Below are 16,664 nucleotides of genomic sequence, written 5' to 3'. Positions count from 1 at the left end.
TCAGCCGATGCCGAGGACGCTGCCGAGGCCCACGGTGAGGCCCCGCGCGGACACCACGTTCGCCAGCGCCGCACGGATGCCCGCGACGTAGGCGACGTCGTCGTTGGTGTCGTGCCGGATCGTCAGCGTCTCGCCCGGCCCGCTCAGCACGACGTCCTGCACGGCCTTCACCCCGGGGAGCCGGAGCGAGTGGATGGGCACGCTGGCGACCTGCTGGCCGCGGGCGCGCTGGTCGACGTGCGGGGCGTCCACGGGACCGACCTCGCGCCGCGCGTCGGCCATCAGCTCGGCGGTGCGCACCGCGGTGCCCGAGGGCGAGTCGATCTTGCCGGCGTGGTGGGTCTCGACGATCTCGGCGGCGGGGAACCACGGGGCCGCGATCGTCGCCAGGTGCGTGCCGAGCACGGAGCCGATCGAGAAGTTCGGGACCACGAGCACCCCCTGGTCCGGGCGTTCCTGCAGCCCGGTGCGGAGCTTGGCGAGCCGGTCGAGCGACCAGCCGGAGGTGCCGACGAGCACGTTCGCGCCGCTCGAGAGCGCGTTCTCCACGATCGCCGGGCTGAGCGACGGCACCGTCACGTCGACCACCAGGGCCGCGCCGCCGAAGACCGACGGCGGCGCCTCGTGCGCGCCGTCCTTCGACGACAGGCGGGCGACGAGCTCGAACTCCGGGAGTTCCTCGACGACGGACGCCACGAGGCCCCCGAGACGACCGGTGGCGCCGACGACGGCGACGGGAGTGACCATGCGGTCCATCCTAGGATCGACGCATGTCAGTCGAGGTCAGGACCGTGCCGGCCGATCTGCCCGAGGTCGACGCGCTGCTCGATGCGTACCTGGACGAGCGCGAGGCGACGTTCCCGAGCGCGCAGGGCACGTACTCGCGGAAGCGCACCCCCGCAGCCGAGTTCACGCCGCCGAACGGGGTGTTCGCCGTGGCGTACGACGACGGCGTCGCGGTCGGCTGTGGCGGCCTCCGTCGGATCGCGGACGGGGTCGACGCGACCGGTGCCGTCGACGTCCGGTTCGAGGTCAAGCACGTCTTCGTGGCGCCGGCCGGGCGCGGCACGGGCGTGGCGACGGCCGTGATGGACCTGCTCGAGCGGGCCGGGGCCGACCTCGGTGCGACGAGCATCGTCCTCGACACGAACGACTCGCTCGTGGCGGCGGGCGCGATGTACCGCGGCCGCGGGTACCAGCGGGTCGAGCCGTTCAACGACAACCCGAACGCCACCGCCTGGTACCGCAGGGCGGTGGAGCGCACCGAGACGGGCCGCGAGCCGATCGTCTGAGCCGCCACGGGCCTCCCGGCCGCGCCGCCGCGGACCGGACGGGCAGCCGCTAGACGGGCTGGTCGACCGGCAGACCCGTGCGCAGCTCCACCGGCAGGTGGGCCAGGTCGTTCAGCGTGACGACCTCGGCGGGCTTCGCCGACCGGATCCGGATGATCGTGAGCGCGGTGTGGGCGACGTTCGTGCCCATCCAGCGCCACTCGGGGGCCTGGAACGCCTCGCGCACGAACCAGCCGATCACGGCGTTGTGGGTGATCAGCAGGTCGTGCCGGTCCTCGCGCGCCGGGGTGAACCACTCCGACACGGCGTCGCCCATCTGGGCCTGCCCGGCGACGATCTCCTCTTCGGTGATGCCGCCGTACCAGCCCTGGTAGGCGTGCGGCATGTCCGGGGTCGGGCCCGAGGGGATGCAGTCGAACAGCAGTGTCGAGGGCTCGGGCTGGATCGACGGCAGGCGCTGCGACAGGAACGCGGCGGTCTCGCTCGGGGCCTCGAGCGGCGAGTGGTACACGCCGTCGAAGGGCACGCCGCCGAGGCGGTCGGCGATCAGGGTCGCCTGACGCTTGCCGCGTTCGGAGAGCTTGCCGTCCCGCAGGCCGTGTTCGGCGTCCTGGTGTTCGCCGTGCCGGACGAGGTACAGGTAGTGCGACATGTCCGTGCTCAGCTGCCGATCCCGATGGCCGCGGCGAGTTCGTCCTGCTGCACGGCACCGACGACCGAGGTGATCGTCGGCCGGGTCAGCAGGTCGCGCGCGAGTTCGAGCACGCCGTCGGTCGTGACACCGTCGACACGCTCGAGCGCCGTCGACAGGTCGGTGTACTCGCCGGTGCCGAGCTCGGAACGGCCGAGCCGGGTCATGCGGGCGTCGGAGTCCTCGAGCGAGAGCGTCAGCGCGCCCTCGATCTGGCCCTTGGCGCGTCGCAGCTCGTCGTCGGTGATGCCGTGGTCGACCATCCGGCGGAACTCGGCGTCGACGATGTCGATGACTCCGGCGACGTTGTCCGGCGCGCACCCGGCGTAGACACCGAAGGCGCCGTTGTCCAGGTACGCGGGGGCGAACGACGACACCGCGTAGGCCAGACCGCGGCGCTCGCGCACTTCCTGGAACAGGCGCGAGCTCATGCCACCACCGAGCACGGCGTTCAGGACGCTGAGCGAGGGACGGCGGTCGTCGCGCAGGTCGAGGCCCTGCGAGCCGCGGAGCATGCTGACCTGCTCGGTCGGGCGGTGCACCACGGACAGCTTCGCCTCGACCGGGTCGGCCACGGTCTCGGGCGTGCGGCGCGGCAGCGGCGCGGCGTCGGGGGCGTCGTGGAAGACACCGGCGACGAGTTCGCAGAACCGGTCGTGGTCGACGGCACCGGCAGCGGTCACGACGATGCCGTTCGGTGCGTAGTGCTCGCGGTAGTGAGCCAGCACCTCGTCGCGCTGGACTGCACGGATGCTGTCCGGGGTCCCGCCGATGGGACGGCCGAGGGGGTGTCCACCGAAGGCCGCGGCGAAGAACGCCTCGCCCGCGACGTCGGCCGGGTCGTCGGCGGCCATCGCGAGTTCCTCGAGGATGACCCCGCGCTCGACGGCGAAGGCGTCTGGTTCGAGCACCGAGCCGGTGACCATGTCACCGATGACGTTCACGGCCATCGGGACGTCGGTGTCCCGGACCCGTGCGTAGTAGCAGGTGTACTCCTTGGCGGTCGCAGCGTTGTGCTCACCGCCGACCGAGTCGAACGCGATGGCGATGTCGAGCGCCGATCGGGTCTCGGTGCCCTTGAAGAGCAGGTGTTCGAGGAAGTGGGTCGACCCGAACTGCCCGTCGCGCTCGTCACGCGAACCGACGCCGACCCAGAACCCGATGCTCGTCGACGCGGCACCCGGCACCGCCTCGGTCAGCACACGGACACCCGAGGGCAGCACGGTGCGACGGACGAAGGCCCCGCCGGACGTCAGGAACGACGTGTCCGGGGCCCCGAGCGGCAGTGGCACTGGCTGGTTCATCGCAGACGAGCCTACTGATCCGTCGATGCCTCCTGCCCAGTTTCCCGGTCTCGGTCGCGTGCCACTCGAAGTGGGGTACAGAAAATGTGGACAGACCGACTCGTCTGTCTGTCCTCCTTGTGCTACTGTTGGCCACGCCGGATCGAAAGCCCCCCTAAGTTCCGATCCGGCGGCTCGGGACATCAGTCCTGCGCGACCACCGAGTCCCCCCACTCCGGTCGCGGAGCCGATGAGTCCGAGGAGTACACGCTGTGACGGTCGATTCCCCCCAACCGGCCGTCCAGCGTCTCCCCGGCCCGAGCACGAACCTCGCGTCGCCGGACGGGTCGAGCGTCCCCCCGACTCCCCGCTCCGGCGGCGCGAAGGTCCGTGTCCTCGAGACCGCCACGCGACTCTTCTACGAAGAGGGCATCCACGGCGTCGGCGTCGACCGCCTCATCTCCGAGGCGAGCGTCACGAAAGCGACGTTCTACAAGCACTACGGGTCGAAGGACAACCTGATCCTCGCCTACATCCGCACCCAGCACGAGCGCGTGCAGGAGCGGATGGAGCAGCTGATCGCCGACGCCGGCTCCCCCGACCGGGCCGTCCGTGCGTGGGTCGCCGCACTGGTCGACGAGGTCAACGACCCGGCGTTCCGCGGCTGTGCGTTCCTGCACGCCGCCGCCGAGTACCACGACCCGCGCGACCCGGTCCGCCAGGTCGTCGCCGTGCACCGCGACTGGTACACCGAACGACTCGCGACCCTGCTGCAGGAGGCCGGACATCCCCTTCCCGGGGACGGTGCCGACGAGCTCATGCTCGCGCGCGACGGTGCGATGGCCGGCGCGTACGCCGGTGACGCGATCGCCGCCACCGCTGCGCTCAACCGCGTGGTCGACCGGGTGCTCGCGGGCTGACGCCCGACTGTCGCCGACGCTGTCGCTCCGGCGGGGCGGTCGAGGCGACCGCCATCGGACGGGAGGCCCGTGGCGGGCCCGCACCGTGCCTCCAGGCCGTCGCGTGCGAACTCCCACAGCCCCACGCGCGCACCGAGCGCAGCCCGAGCCGCCGGGTGTTGGCTTGGGGCATGGCCAACGACCCCAACTGGAACCTGCCCGACGTCCCGTCCTTCACCCTGACGAGCCCCGACTTCACCGACGGAGGCGAGCTGCCCACCTCGGCACGCGGCTCCGATGTCGGGGGTGAGGACCGCTCCCCCGCACTCGAGTGGTCGGACGCACCCGAGGGCACGAAGAGCTTCGTCCTGACCGTCTACGACCCCGATGCCCCGACCGGCTCCGGCTTCTGGCACTGGAGCCTGACCGACATCCCGGGCTCGGCGACCTCGCTCCCCGCCGGCGCCGGCGCCGGTACCGATGACGCCCTGCTGCCCGCCGAGGCGCTCCGTCGCCGCAACGAGTTCGGCACGGACACGTTCCTCGGGGCCGCTCCGCCCGCGGGTCACGGTGTGCACCGCTACTTCTTCACGCTGAGCGCCCTCGACGTCCCCGTGCTCGAGGTCCCGGCCGACGCGACCCCCGCGGTCGTGGGCTTCATGCTCCGCGGGCACCTGCTCGGGCGCGCGCAGCTCATGGGCACGCAGGAGACCCCCACGGCCTGACCGGCACGTGGCACGGCGCGGCGGTCTTTCGCGCACAGCGACAGTTCACGCGGCGCCGTGCCCGTGAGGTGTCGCTGACCGCGAAAGCACGCGCGGCCAACACGCACACACGCCCCGCAACGGCGAACGGCCGCCGCCCCGGAAGGGACGGCGGCCGTTCGTGAGTCAGGACGCGGAAGAGGATCAGCCCTCGGCCGGGTCCTCGGCGTGGGCGCGGACCGTCTCGGCCGAGGTGGAGTCACCCTCGGTCTCGTCGGCCACGACCGGCGCGAGCGACAGCTTGCCGCGGTCGTCCACCTTGGTGACCTCGACCAGGACCTTCTGGCCGACGCCCAGGACGTCCTCGACGTTCTCGACACGCTTGCCACCGGCGAGCTTGCGCACCTCGGAGACGTGGAGCAGACCGTCACGGCCCGGGAGCAGCGACACGAAGGCGCCGAAGGTGGCGATCTTCACGACGGTGCCGAGGAACTGGTCCCCGATCTCCGGGTTGGTCGGGTTGGCGATCGCGTTGACCTGGGCACGAGCGGCCTCGGCCGACGGACCGTCGACGGCGCCGATGTAGACGGTGCCGTTGTCCTCGATCGAGATGTCGGCCCCGGTGGTGTCCTGGATGCCGTTGATCGTCTTGCCCTTCGGGCCGATCAGCTCGCCGATCTTGTCGACGGGGATCTGCACCGAGATGACGCGAGGAGCGGTGTCCGCCATCTCGTCGGGGGCGTCGATGGCCTCGTTCAGCACACCGAGGATGGCCGAGCGGGCCTCCTTGGCCTGCTTGAGCGCCGCGTCGAGCACCGTCGACGGGATGCCGTCGAGCTTGGTGTCGAGCTGGATCGCGGTGACGAACTCCGAGGTACCGGCGACCTTGAAGTCCATGTCGCCGAGGGCGTCTTCCGCGCCGAGGATGTCGGTCAGGGCCGCGTAGCGGGTCTGGCCGTCGACGGTGTCGGAGACCAAGCCCATCGCGATGCCGGCGACCGGGGCCTTGAGGGGCACACCGGCGTTGAGCAGCGAGAGGGTCGAGGCGCAGACGGAACCCATCGAGGTCGAGCCGTTGGAGCTGAGCGCCTCGGAGACCTGACGGATGGCGTACGGGAACTCGTCGCGCGACGGCAGCACCGGCACGAGGGCGCGCTCGGCGAGGAAGCCGTGCCCGATCTCGCGACGCTTCGGCGAACCCACACGGCCGGTCTCACCGGTCGAGTAGGGCGGGAAGTTGTAGTGGTGCAGGTAGCGCTTCTTCGTGACGGGCGACAGCGAGTCGATCTGCTGCTCCATCTTGAGCATGTTCAGCGTGGTGACGCCGAGGATCTGCGTCTCGCCGCGCTGGAAGATCGCCGAACCGTGGACGCGCGGGATCACGGCGACCTCGGCGTCGAGCGGACGGATGTCGGCGAGGCCGCGGCCGTCCATGCGGATCTGCTCGGTCAGGATGCGGCCGCGGACGACCTTCTTCGTGACCGACTTGTAGGCGGCGCTGACCTGCGAGTTGGCGACCTCGGGCAGCGAGCCCGCGGTGACCTGCTCCGCGATGGCGGCCTTGACGCGCGACTTGAGCGCGTCGTCGGCGTCCTGACGCTCGGTCTTGGCGGCGATCTTGTAGACGTCACCGAGCTCGGAGAGCGCGAGTGCCTCGACAGCCGAGTAGACCTCGGGCGCGTAGGGCGGGAAGACCGGGAAGTCCTGGATCTCCTTGGCCGACTGCGCGGCGAGCTTGGCCTGCGCGTCGACGAGGGACTTGAGGAACGGCTTCGCCGCCTCGAGACCCTGGGCGACGATGGCCTCGTCGGGCTTGGTGGCCCCGCCCTGGATGAGGTCCCAGGCGTGCTCGGTGGCTTCGGCCTCGACCATCATGATCGCGACGTCCTCGTTGCCGGCCTCGTCCGTGACGACACGACCGGCGACGGTCAGGTCGAACACGGCGTCCGCGAGCTGCGAGGCCTTCGGGAACGCGACCCACTGGTCGCCGATGAGCGCGAGGCGCACACCGGCGATCGGGCCGGAGAACGGCAGACCGGAGATCTGCGTCGACGCGGACGCGGCGTTGATCGCCAGCGCGTCGTAGAACTCGTCCGGAGCGATGCTCAGGACGGTGATGACGATCTGCACCTCGTTGCGGAGGCCGTCGACGAACGACGGACGCAGCGGCCGGTCGATGAGACGGCAGACGAGGATGGCCTCGGTCGACGGACGGCCTTCGCGACGGAAGAACGAACCGGGGATCTTGCCGGCGGCGTAGGAACGCTCCTCGACGTCGACGGTCAGCGGGAAGAAGTCGAAGCCCTCACGCGGGTGCTTGCCGGCGCTGGTGGCCGAGAGGAGCATCGTTTCCTCGTCCAGGTACGCGGCGACCGCGCCCTGGGCCTGCTGTGCGAGCCGACCGGTCTCGAACCGGACGGTGCGCTTGCCGTACTTGCCGTTGTCGATGACGGCTTCGGCGAACTTGATCTCGGGACCCTCCAAAAGGGCGCCTCCTTGATGTGTTTCCGGCAGGCCGTGGCGACGGCACTCGATGGTGCGTGCGCGCCGATCGTTCCGGACGCATGTCTGGCCAGCAGTAGAAGCACTCGGGAAACCGTTCCGGCCCGCGAGCCACCACCGATGACCAGCTCCGTGCCCGGCCTGCGCAGTGTTGTGTGTGACGTCCGGGGAATGAGTCCTCGGACACGATGGACTTTACCAGTCCTCAGGCTGTCGGCGGCGCGGCTCGCTGGACTCCTGGTGAACATCGGTAGCCTGCCGACATGCGCTTCACCCCCTCGCGGGGCGTGCTCGTCGCGGCCGCCGTGGTCGTCGGCGCGCTCGTCGCCCCGGCCCTGACCGCTGCCCCCGCGAACGCCACCGAGTACCCCACGTGGCAGGACGTCCAGCGCGCCAAGGGCAACGAGACCGCGAAGCGCGCCGAGGTGCAGAAGGTGCAGGCCGCGCTGCAGTCGGCGCAGGACGAAGCAGCCGCGAAGTCACAGGCCGCCCTGGTGGCCTCGTCGAAGGCGGACGCGGCCGAGTCGGAGTTGGCGTCGGCCACCCAGGCCGCCACGAGCCTCCAGGCCCAGGCGCAGCACGCGAGCGAGACGGCGGACCGGGCCCAGCAGCGGGCCGGCCAGTTGGCCGCGAACCTGTACCGCGACGGCAGCACGAACCAGATGACCACCCGCATCGCGACCGCGAAGAACCCGGACCAGCTGCTCTACCAGCTCGGCGCGCTCGACCAGCTGTCGGAGACCTGGTCCGGTGTCATGGACGAGGCGTCCGTCGCGGCCGGCACGGCGTCCTCGCTGCACGAGCAGGCCGAGCGGGCCGAGACGGAACGCGCGACGCGCGCGCAGGCGGCCGAGGAGCGCTCGGCCGCGGCGAAGTCGGCGGAACAGGCGGCGGACGCCGCCGTCGAGTCGACGGAGCAGCACAGCGACGAGCTGTACGCGCAGCTCGCGTCGCTCAAGGACAGCACCGCGAAGCAGGAGGCCGGGTACGAGCTCGGCCAGCGGGTCGCCGCGCAGAAGGCGGAGCAGCAGCGCAAGCGGGCCGCAGCGGCGGCGGCCGAGGCGGCGGCGAACGCGAACGCCGCGAACGCCAGCAGCAGCGCTTCCAGCGGCGGCGCGACCAGCGGCGGCACCGGCTCGTCCTACCCGAGCACCGGGGGCGTCGCCGTGGACCCCGCGGCCGCACAGGCCTACGCACGGAGCGCGCTCGGGTCGTACGGGTGGGGCTCCGACCAGTTCTCGTGCCTGGTGTCGCTCTGGACGCAGGAGTCCGGGTGGCGGGCGAACGCCCTCAACTCCTCGAGCGGTGCCTACGGCATCCCGCAGTCGCTGCCGGCCGAGAAGATGGCGGTCGCCGGAGCCGACTGGCGCACCAACGCGAACACGCAGATCGACTGGGGACTCGCGTACATCAAGAGCGCCTACGGCTCACCCTGCGGGGCGTGGGGTCACGAGATGAGCGTCAACCCGCACTGGTACTGAGCGCTGGGCCGGCCGGGCGCTGGTCTCCGGCTGCTCACCGCTCCACCAGTCGGAGCGCCTGCAGGGGGCACATCGCGACGGCGTCGGCCGCAGCGGCCCGCTCGTGCGGACGGACCGGGACGTCGCGGGTGCCGGCACCGGGGGTGCCGGGGTCGCCCGGGTCGCCGGCCCGGGCACCGCGGTCGCCGGGGTCGCCGGCCCGGGCGATCGGGTAGCCCCACTCGTCGCGCTCGAGCTGTTCGGAGAACAGTTCCGTGCACAACCCCCGGCCCCGGCAGCGCGTCCAGTCGACGTGCAGCGCGACGTCGCCCGCACCCGCACCCGCAGCCATGCCGACGCCCGCGCTCACCGCGCACCCCCGCGCTCCAGCAGGCACCGGCCACCGAGGTGCGCCTGCACGTCGTCGTGGAACACGTCGAGCGCGCTCCGCACCATCCGCGCCACCCCGTCCGGGTGGTGACACGCCCCGCGACCGTCCACCAGCGCGGCGACCCGACGCACCTCGCCCGCCAGGTCACGGGCGGATCGCCCCGAGGCGACGCTCCCGACGCCGGCTCGCCCCGACGCCAGGTCCCCGACGACGTCGGCGATCCGCGGCAGCCCGTTCACGCAGGGTCCGCACCGTCCGGCCGACGCTCCGGCGAGCGCCGTCGCCAGCCGGGCCGTCACCGCGATCGGGCAGGTCCGGTCGTCGAGCACGGCGAGCACCCCGGCCCCGGGCGCGGCACCCCACCGAGCCAGTCCCTCGGGGTCGAAGGACGTGTCGAGGGCCGCGGCCGGCAGCCACGTCCCGCCCCATCCGCCGACCAGTACGGCGCGCGTTTGCGCCGGATCGGTCACGGGCAGCCGGGAGGCCCGCAGCAGTTCCCCGAGCGGCGCACCCCCGGCGGTCTCCAGCACCACCGCGGTGGTCGGGTCCGTCACGTCGCTCACCGTGACGAGCCGCGTGCCGGGGGCACTCGGGCTGCCGACACCCCGCGCCCACGCCGCCCCGAAGCGCACGACGAGTGCTGCCTGGGCGAGGGTCTCGACGTTCGACACCAGGGTCGGTCGCCCGCTCGGCCCGCGTTCGGCGAGCCGCACCACGCGGTCCTCGGGCACACCCCGGCCACCGGCGACGGCCGAGGCGAGGGCGCTGGCCTCGCCGGAGACGAAGGAGGCGTGGGGCAGGACCCGCAGGCTGATCGGCACGGGGTCGCCGCCGCGGTCGGTGCCGCGGTCGGCGCGTTCCGCGAGGGCCCGGCGGACCGGGCCGGCGAGTCGGTCACTCGTGGCGAGCACTGCCTCGGAGGCACCGATCGCGGCGGCCGCGACGGCGATGCCGTCGAGCACCAGGTGCGGTGCGCGCTCGAGCAGGACGACGTCCTTGCGGCTGGCGGGTTCCCCCTCGGCGGCGTTCGCGACCACGAGGGGCGCACCCCGTCCCCGACGGCGGCCGCGGGCGGTCACGGCGGCGAGCTTCCGGGCGAGCGGGAACCCGGCTCCGCCGCGGCCGTCGACGCCGGCGCGGCCGAGTTCGTCGATCGCCCACGGGCCGAGCTGCGGGAGCGGGCCGAAGGTGTCCTCGTGGTCGATGCGCGTCGGACCGGGTGCGGCCAGGAGCCGTCGGGTGCCGGTGGGCGGGACGACGGTGCGGGGGTGGGTCAGGGTCATCGGACGACCTCCAGCTTCGCGGAACGGAACTCGGTGACACGGGCGGTGCAGCGCCAGACGACGGCGACGACGACCGCCGCGGTGCAGACGCCGGCGAGTACGAGGAACCACACGGAGGTGCCGTCGGTCCCCGTGCCGACCGCGTGGGCCAGGGCGATCGGCCACATGGCGTAGGCCGCCCAGTGCACTGCGCGGAAGACCCGCGGGCCGATCGCGCGGCGGAGCAGTGCGGTGACGACGAGCACGACGAGCAGGTCGACGGCCAGGGTGCCGAGCCCCAGCCAGAACCACCGGTAGGCGCCGACGAACGGCACGACCGTGTCGAGGAGGCGCAGCTCGGCCTCGGTGTCGAGCAGCAGCGAACCCACGTGCACCGCGACGAACACGGTGGCGGCGAGGGCGACGTCCCGGTGCACGAGCTGCACGGCGAACCGGGGCAGTCCGGGCAGCGGTCGTCCGCCCCTGGTGACGATGCCGAGGAGCACCGTGAGGGTGAGGAGCAGGACGGCGGTGACCCCGGTCCCCCGGCCGATCACCCAGAGCGCGGTGTCCATCAGGCGACCGCCGATCGGTCGTCGGGCCAGCCGCCGAGCCGCACGACCGTGCCGTCGGCGGCGACGAGCCGGGCGGCGCGTCCGCACTGCCGGAGCCACTCGGCGGCGGCGCGACCACGCACCACGGCGGCGGTCGTCATCGTGTTGGCGGTGGTGCACGACGGGGCGACGACGGTCACCGTGCGCCAGACCGGCTCGGCGGGCAGACCCCACCGCGGGTCGAGGATGTGGTGCCGGGCGGCGCCGTCCTGCTCCCAGCGGCGCTTCTGCGTGCTCGAGGTGGCCACGGACCACCCCGAGGCGATCCGGACGTGGTCGACCGGGTCACCCTCGAGGTCCTCCACCCGCACCTGCCAGCCGCCGGACGGATCCGGGCCGGCGGTCGCGACGTCACCGCCGAGGGACACCAGCGCACCGATGCCGAGCCGTGCGGTGATGCTCGCCACGGCCATGTCGGCGGCAGCGGCCTTCGCCGTGGCACCGAGGTCGAGGGTGACGCCCTCGGGGATGCGCAGGAACGTGCCCGACAGCAGGATGCGCTGCCACGCCGGACGGTCGTCGAGTGCACGCGACAGGGCCTCGGGCGACGGGACCGGCCGGGCGTCGGCGAAGGCGGCGTCGTACCCGAGGGACACCATCCGGCGCCCGAGAGTGGGGTCGACGTCACCGTCGGAGAGCCGGGCTGCGTCGAGGGCCTGGTGCACCAGTGCGGCGAGGAGCGGCGACACCTCGGTGCCTCGCACCATGTCGTCGGCGCGTGCGGTGAGTTCGGAGTCGTCGCGGAAGCGGCTGCACGCGGCGTCGACGGCGGAGGTGACCTGCCGGACGCAGGACTCCGCGGCAGCGAGGTGCCGACGGTCCCGGTGGTCGAGGACGACCCGGGCGGTGGTGGTCCAGAGGTCCCACTCGGTGGCGGCGCGCACGGTCACGACCCCGTCGTCGTGGTGTCGGAGGTCCCGCCCGTGGTGCCCTGCGAGACGCCGGTGTCCGAGTCGCTCGTGCCGGAGTCGGTCGTGCCGGAGCCGATCGACGAGTCGGAGCCGCTCGTCGAGTCGGTCGCGGCGTCGGTCGGCTGGGTCGACGAGTCGCTCGTGTCGGCACTGCTGCTCGAACCGCTGCTGCTCGAGTCACTGCTGCTGGAGCTGCTCGTGCTCGTGTCGCTGCTCGTGCTCGCCTGCTCGTGCCCGAGCCAGAGCCCCGCACCGGTGACCATCGCCACCACGAGCCCGCCCACGCTGACGAGCGCACTCGTGATCCGTGCGGATCGCCTGCCGCTGCCTCTGGTGTCCATCGGTGCTCCTCGTCGTCATGACGAGGTTCCCGAGGGCACCGATGAGCCAGCCGCGCACCCGCCGCGCACCGACCGTACGAACCCTGTGGTCCGTCTAAGAGCACGTGCTCCCGGCGACGGCGGCGGGACCGTCGGTCAGTGGCCGAGGCCGCCGAGCAGGCTCGCGAAGTCCGGGGTCGCGGGGAGCGCGTCGGCTTCCTGCGGGGCCCGCCTGGAGGCCCGGATCGCCCAGGCCAGGTCGGCTCCGGCCCGGCGGATGCGACCGTCCAGGGCGGCCGCGTCACCGTCGGTCCCCCAGTCGTCGGTCGCAGCGAAGACCCCGGTGGGCACGATCGCCGCACGCAGGTACGCGAAGACGGGCCGCAGGGCGTGGTCGATCGCGAGCGAGTGCCGCGAGGTCCCGCCGGTGGCCCCGAGCAGGACGGGCATGTCGGCCATCGAGTCCTTGTCGAGCACGTCTAGGAACGACTTCGCCAGTCCGCTGACGCCCGCGGTGAAGATCGGGGTGACGAACACGACGGCGTCGGCCTCGATCACGGCGGCCATCGCCGCGGAGAGCGCCGGGGCGGCGAAGCCGGTGAGCATCGCGTCGGTGATCTCGTGCGCGAGCGGCCGGAGTTCGACGTGCACGACGTGTGCCGGGGTGCCCTCGGCGACGAGCGACGCCACGGCGGCCTCGCCCAGACGGTCGGCGAGCAGGCGGGTGGAGCTGGGCTCGGAGAGTCCGGCGGAGACGACGGCGATGGTGGTCATGATGCTTCCCGACTTTCGATGCGTTTGCATGAACATAGCATCCAACCGGGTCACCGCCACAACCATTCCCGCCGTCGAGCGGCGTGCCGATCGGTCACGACTCCCCGCGTGCTGACTGCGGAGCGGTCACGAAGTGTCGACTGGGACCGCGCTGGCCGACGAGTCGTGACCGCGGGACGAGCGCGGGCGACGTGTCGTGACCAGCCTCGCGACCGGCCTCGCGACCGACCTCGCGACCGACCGAGGCCGGAGCGCGGACTGAACCGGGCCCGCCGAGCGTCGAACGCCCCGGGAACGACGAACGCCCCGGTCCTCACGAAGAGGTCCGGGGCGTTCGGTCAAGCGTGTGTCGGTCGACTAGCGACGCAGGCCGAGACGCTCGATGAGCGTGCGGTAGCGGGCGATGTCGACGTCGGAGAGGTAGCCGAGGAGACGGCGACGCTGACCGACCATGAGGAGCAGGCCACGACGCGAGTGGTGGTCGTGCTTGTGCTCCTTGAGGTGCTCGTTCAGGTCGTTGATACGACGCGTCAGAACGGCGACCTGGACCTCGGGGGATCCGGTGTCGCCCGGGTGGGTCGCGTACTCTTCGATGATCTCCTGCTTGACCTGTGCGTCAAGTGCCATGGTGATCCCCTTCCTGTCCGTTGCGCGGTGCCCGTGCCTGATGCACGAGCGCTCTTTGTCCGCGGCCGTTCGACGGCAACCGCACAAGACTACCAGAGTCCTAGGCGGTCCTGGGGTGCAGACGGCGTCGGCGGCGACGCTCCGGCAGCAGACTGCGGACGAGTCCGACCAGCGTCGCGCCGAGCAGCCCGCCGAGGCCGTTCGACAGCACGTCGCGCGGGTCCGCGACGCGGTACGGCAGGTAGGTGGCCTGCGCGAACTCGATGCCCGTGGACAGCGCGACCGCGACGAGCGCGCCGAGGATCCACCAGCGCCGGGGCAGCCACAGCGCCGCGAGCACCCCCACCGGCACGAACATGGCGATGTTGGCGAGGAACTCGGTGCGCTCGTACGTGAACCACGCACCGTGCGGCAGCTGCTGCACCCAGGCGATCGCGTGCAGCACGAGCGAGTTCTGGGCCGAGGTGAAGACCTGCGGGGTCAGCGTCATCCGCCAGATCACCCAGGCGTAGCCCGCGGTCAGGGCGAGGAGGAGGAGTCGACGGAACATCCGGACAGTGTGCGGCACGGTCCTGGCCGGTCGCTGGAGCGCTCCTGTCAGGCGGCGGTACGACTCCTGGGGGATCGGGCTCGGCGCTGGTCAGGACTCCCCCGCACCTGCCAGCATGGGTCGGGGCGCGATCGGTGCCCACACCACCGACACCGCACGGGCAGATCAGGAGCACCGCAGCATGCCGGAGCACGAGGCACCCAGCACCCCACGCCGCAGCCGCACCGGCGGCCCGCGGCAGTGGGGGTGGATCGCCGTCGCCGCCGTCGTCGTCGCCGCGGTCGTCACGACGCTCGTGGTCGTCGGCCCGTGGAACGGCGGCCAGCCGGACGGCGACGGCACCCCGAGCGGGCGCACCGTCGCCGAGCGGAAGTCCGCCGCCGAGGCGTTCCCGGGCGGGCTCGCGCGCCAGCCGACCGCCGTGAACCAAGCCGGCATCCGCGAGCGACAGGCACGGGCCGCCGGCGACGCCGCGACCGCCGAGCAGATCGCCGTGATCGCCGACCAGCCGATCGCGACCTGGCTGACGAACACCTCGCGGGCCGAGACCCGCTCGACGATCCGGTCGGTCGTCAGCACGGCGAAGAAGCGTGGCGGCACCCCCGTGTTCGTCCTCTACAGCATCCCCGACCGCGACTGCGGCAGCTACTCGAAGGGCGGCACCGCGGACGACGCCTACCTGCCGTGGGTCCGGTCGGCCGTCCGTGCGATGGCCGGTTCGCACGCCGTCGTGCTCGTCGAACCCGACTCGATCGCCCAGATCCAGAACTGCGAGCGGCTGCGCGACGAACGCCTGCCCCTGCTGCGGAAGGCCGTCGACGCGCTGACCGGCCACGGGCTCACCGTGTACCTGGACGGCGGCAACGAGAACCGTGTGCCGACCGCCACCATGGCGGACTGGCTGCGGCAGGCCGGCGTCGACGAGGTGCAGGGGTTCTTCACGAACGTGTCGAACTTCTACCGCGTCGACCAGGAGCGCGCGTACGCCGACGAGCTCGCCGACGCGATCGGCGGCGACCCGCACTTCGTCATCGACGTCTCCCGGAACGGGCAGGGGTGGCGGGGAACCTGGTGCAACCCCGAGGGCGCCGGCCTCGGCCAGGAGCCGCACGTCACCGGCGGCAGCACCCGGCTCGATGCCCTGCTCTGGGTGAAGACGCCGGGGCTCAGCGACGGCACCTGCAACGGCGGCCCCGCGGCCGGCCAGTGGTGGGAGTCGTACGCGCTGGCCCTCGTCGAGCACCGCAAGCGCAACTGACCACGGCACGAGACAGCCCGCGCAGGGCCGTGTCGGTGCCCGGTGGTTGCATGTGCGTATGACCGCGACCGACCGCATCCGCTCCGTCGTCCCGCCCTATCTGCTCCGCGCCGTCGCCGACGCCGATGCGTTCCCACGGGCAGCCTCGGCGGCACGCACCGCACTGGCCTCGCTCGACGCCGTGCGGGCGCCGAAGCACGAGCACCTGGTCGCGCCGCGCGGCGTCAGCGGCACCGTCGACCGCTCCCCGCAGCGGACGATCACCGACGCGCACGGCACCACGACGCTGCCCGGCACCGTCGTCCGGCGCGAGGGCGACGCCGACTCCGGTGACGCCGCGGTCGACGAGGCGTACGCGGGCCTCGGCGCCACGCACACCTTCTGGCTCGAGGTGTTCGACCGGGTGTCGATCGACGGCGCCGGGCTCCCCCTCGACGCGACCGTGCACTATGGCAAGGACTACGACAACGCCTACTGGGACGGCAACCGGATGGTGTTCGGCGACGGCGACGACGAGGTGTTCCGCCGCTTCACCGTCGCGCTCGACGTCATCGGCCACGAGCTCGCGCACGGCGTCACGCAGTACACCGCCGACCTGACCTACCAGGGCCAGTCGGGCGCCCTCAACGAGTCGATCAGCGACGTCTTCGGCTCCCTGGTCGCCCAGTACGCGGCGGGGCAGACGGCGGAGCAGGCGAGTTGGCTCATCGGCGAGGGGCTGTTCACCGACGCCGTGCAGGGCGACGCGCTCCGGTCGATGCGAGCACCCGGCACCGCGTACGACGACCCGGTGCTCGGGAAGGACCCGCAACCGGCGACCATGGCCGGGTTCGTCGACACCACGGACGACGCCGGCGGGGTCCACACGAACTCCGGCATCCCGAACCACGCGTTCTTCCTGGCGGCCACGGCGATCGGCGGCCCCGCGTGGCTGGGCGCCGGTGCCGTCTGGTGGGACGCCCTGACGTCGCCCGAGGTGACCGCCTCGATCGACTTCGCGGGCTTCGCCACCGTCACCGTCGACGTCGCCGGGCGGCGGTTCGGGGACGGCTCCGCCGAGCAGACCGCGGTGCGTCAGGCCTGGCAGCGGGTGGGCGTGCTCGACTGACCACGCCACCCGGGCGTA

18 protein-coding genes are annotated in these 16,664 nt (G+C 72.5%); 6 read left to right on the top strand and 12 right to left on the bottom strand.

Annotated features, from left to right (window positions below; genetic code table 11):
• Window positions 1-747 (bottom strand): 4-hydroxy-tetrahydrodipicolinate reductase, encoded by a 747-nt coding sequence (locus tag BR70_RS0102355; RefSeq protein ID WP_027464757.1) that lies wholly within the window; start codon window positions 745-747, stop codon window positions 1-3.
• 23 nt (window positions 748-770) lie between these two features.
• Between BR70_RS0102355 and BR70_RS19145 the strand changes: the two genes are divergently transcribed.
• The gene (locus tag BR70_RS19145) at window positions 771-1,292 is read left to right on the top strand and encodes a GNAT family N-acetyltransferase (protein WP_051596536.1); all 522 of its coding nucleotides are present in this window, start codon (window positions 771-773) and stop codon (window positions 1,290-1,292) included.
• A 49-nt stretch (window positions 1,293-1,341) separates the two neighbouring features.
• Here BR70_RS19145 and BR70_RS0102345 read toward each other — a convergent pair whose 3' ends face one another.
• Both BR70_RS0102345 and BR70_RS0102340 read right to left on the bottom strand, forming a co-directional pair.
• Entirely contained in the window at window positions 1,342-1,944 is a 603-nt protein-coding gene (locus BR70_RS0102345) for a histidine phosphatase family protein (protein WP_027464756.1), read from the bottom strand.
• An 8-nt stretch (window positions 1,945-1,952) separates the two neighbouring features.
• Complete coding sequence (locus BR70_RS0102340) at window positions 1,953-3,287, bottom strand: M16 family metallopeptidase (RefSeq protein ID WP_035807683.1); 1,335 nt, start codon at window positions 3,285-3,287, stop codon at window positions 1,953-1,955.
• A 251-nt stretch (window positions 3,288-3,538) separates the two neighbouring features.
• Here BR70_RS0102340 and BR70_RS0102335 point away from each other — a divergent pair, with 251 nt between their 5' ends.
• Window positions 3,539-4,186 carry a TetR/AcrR family transcriptional regulator gene (locus BR70_RS0102335; RefSeq protein ID WP_027464754.1) on the top strand — a complete coding sequence of 216 codons (648 nt, stop codon included), beginning with the start codon at window positions 3,539-3,541 and terminating at the stop codon, window positions 4,184-4,186.
• 170 nt (window positions 4,187-4,356) lie between these two features.
• Window positions 4,357-4,890 (top strand): YbhB/YbcL family Raf kinase inhibitor-like protein, encoded by a 534-nt coding sequence (locus tag BR70_RS0102330; protein WP_027464753.1) that lies wholly within the window; start codon window positions 4,357-4,359, stop codon window positions 4,888-4,890.
• A 183-nt stretch (window positions 4,891-5,073) separates the two neighbouring features.
• Here BR70_RS0102330 and BR70_RS0102325 read toward each other — a convergent pair whose 3' ends face one another.
• The gene (locus tag BR70_RS0102325; protein ID WP_017885932.1) at window positions 5,074-7,353 is read right to left on the bottom strand and encodes a polyribonucleotide nucleotidyltransferase; all 2,280 of its coding nucleotides are present in this window, start codon (window positions 7,351-7,353) and stop codon (window positions 5,074-5,076) included.
• Between the two features lie 281 nt (window positions 7,354-7,634).
• Between BR70_RS0102325 and BR70_RS0102320 the strand changes: the two genes are divergently transcribed.
• A complete protein-coding gene (locus tag BR70_RS0102320; RefSeq protein WP_035807681.1) occupies window positions 7,635-8,852 on the top strand; it encodes a coiled-coil domain-containing protein in 1,218 nt (405 codons plus the stop codon).
• 34 nt (window positions 8,853-8,886) lie between these two features.
• On the opposite strand, the gene BR70_RS0102315 is transcribed toward BR70_RS0102320, so the two are convergent.
• From BR70_RS0102315 to BR70_RS0102280, 8 genes are all read right to left on the bottom strand, one after another.
• A complete protein-coding gene (locus BR70_RS0102315) occupies window positions 8,887-9,201 on the bottom strand; it encodes a ferredoxin (protein ID WP_231495617.1) in 315 nt (104 codons plus the stop codon).
• Complete coding sequence (locus tag BR70_RS0102310; protein ID WP_027464750.1) at window positions 9,198-10,505, bottom strand: NADH-ubiquinone oxidoreductase-F iron-sulfur binding region domain-containing protein; 1,308 nt, start codon at window positions 10,503-10,505, stop codon at window positions 9,198-9,200. Before BR70_RS0102310 ends, BR70_RS0102315 begins: the two co-directional genes overlap by 4 nt.
• On the bottom strand, window positions 10,502-11,059 hold the full coding sequence (locus BR70_RS0102305; protein WP_035807679.1) for a ferric reductase-like transmembrane domain-containing protein: 558 nt from the start codon (window positions 11,057-11,059) through the stop codon (window positions 10,502-10,504). The genes BR70_RS0102310 and BR70_RS0102305 overlap by 4 nt, the downstream gene beginning before the upstream one ends.
• Window positions 11,059-11,988, bottom strand: coding sequence for an FAD:protein FMN transferase (locus BR70_RS0102300; RefSeq protein ID WP_027464748.1), 930 nt, complete (start codon window positions 11,986-11,988; stop codon window positions 11,059-11,061). The genes BR70_RS0102305 and BR70_RS0102300 overlap by 1 nt, the downstream gene beginning before the upstream one ends.
• Window positions 11,985-12,350 carry a hypothetical protein gene (locus BR70_RS0102295; protein ID WP_155896734.1) on the bottom strand — a complete coding sequence of 122 codons (366 nt, stop codon included), beginning with the start codon at window positions 12,348-12,350 and terminating at the stop codon, window positions 11,985-11,987. The genes BR70_RS0102300 and BR70_RS0102295 overlap by 4 nt, the downstream gene beginning before the upstream one ends.
• A gap of 135 nt (window positions 12,351-12,485) precedes the next feature.
• Complete coding sequence (locus BR70_RS19140; RefSeq protein ID WP_035807675.1) at window positions 12,486-13,103, bottom strand: CE1759 family FMN reductase; 618 nt, start codon at window positions 13,101-13,103, stop codon at window positions 12,486-12,488.
• Between the two features lie 357 nt (window positions 13,104-13,460).
• Window positions 13,461-13,730 (bottom strand): 30S ribosomal protein S15, encoded by a 270-nt coding sequence (gene rpsO, locus BR70_RS0102285; RefSeq protein ID WP_017885935.1) that lies wholly within the window; start codon window positions 13,728-13,730, stop codon window positions 13,461-13,463.
• Window positions 13,731-13,830: 100 nt separating this feature from the next.
• The gene (locus BR70_RS0102280; RefSeq protein WP_035807673.1) at window positions 13,831-14,280 is read right to left on the bottom strand and encodes a VanZ family protein; all 450 of its coding nucleotides are present in this window, start codon (window positions 14,278-14,280) and stop codon (window positions 13,831-13,833) included.
• 181 nt (window positions 14,281-14,461) lie between these two features.
• On the opposite strand from BR70_RS0102280, the gene BR70_RS19135 reads away from it, so the two are divergent.
• Window positions 14,462-15,538: a glycoside hydrolase family 6 protein gene (locus tag BR70_RS19135; protein ID WP_197019601.1), complete on the top strand. Its 1,077-nt coding sequence runs from the start codon at window positions 14,462-14,464 to the stop codon at window positions 15,536-15,538.
• 58 nt (window positions 15,539-15,596) lie between these two features.
• Window positions 15,597-16,646, top strand: a complete 1,050-nt coding sequence (locus BR70_RS0102270; RefSeq protein WP_027464745.1) for a M4 family metallopeptidase — start codon at window positions 15,597-15,599, stop codon at window positions 16,644-16,646.
• The last annotated feature ends 18 nt before the right edge of the window (window positions 16,647-16,664 follow it).

The sequence above is a fragment of the Curtobacterium sp. UNCCL17 genome (genome assembly GCF_000686685.1).
Lineage (GTDB): Bacteria > Actinomycetota > Actinomycetes > Actinomycetales > Microbacteriaceae > Curtobacterium > Curtobacterium flaccumfaciens.
Note: the sequence above shows the minus strand (reverse complement) of the source record. Positions and strands in the feature narration are given on the sequence as shown.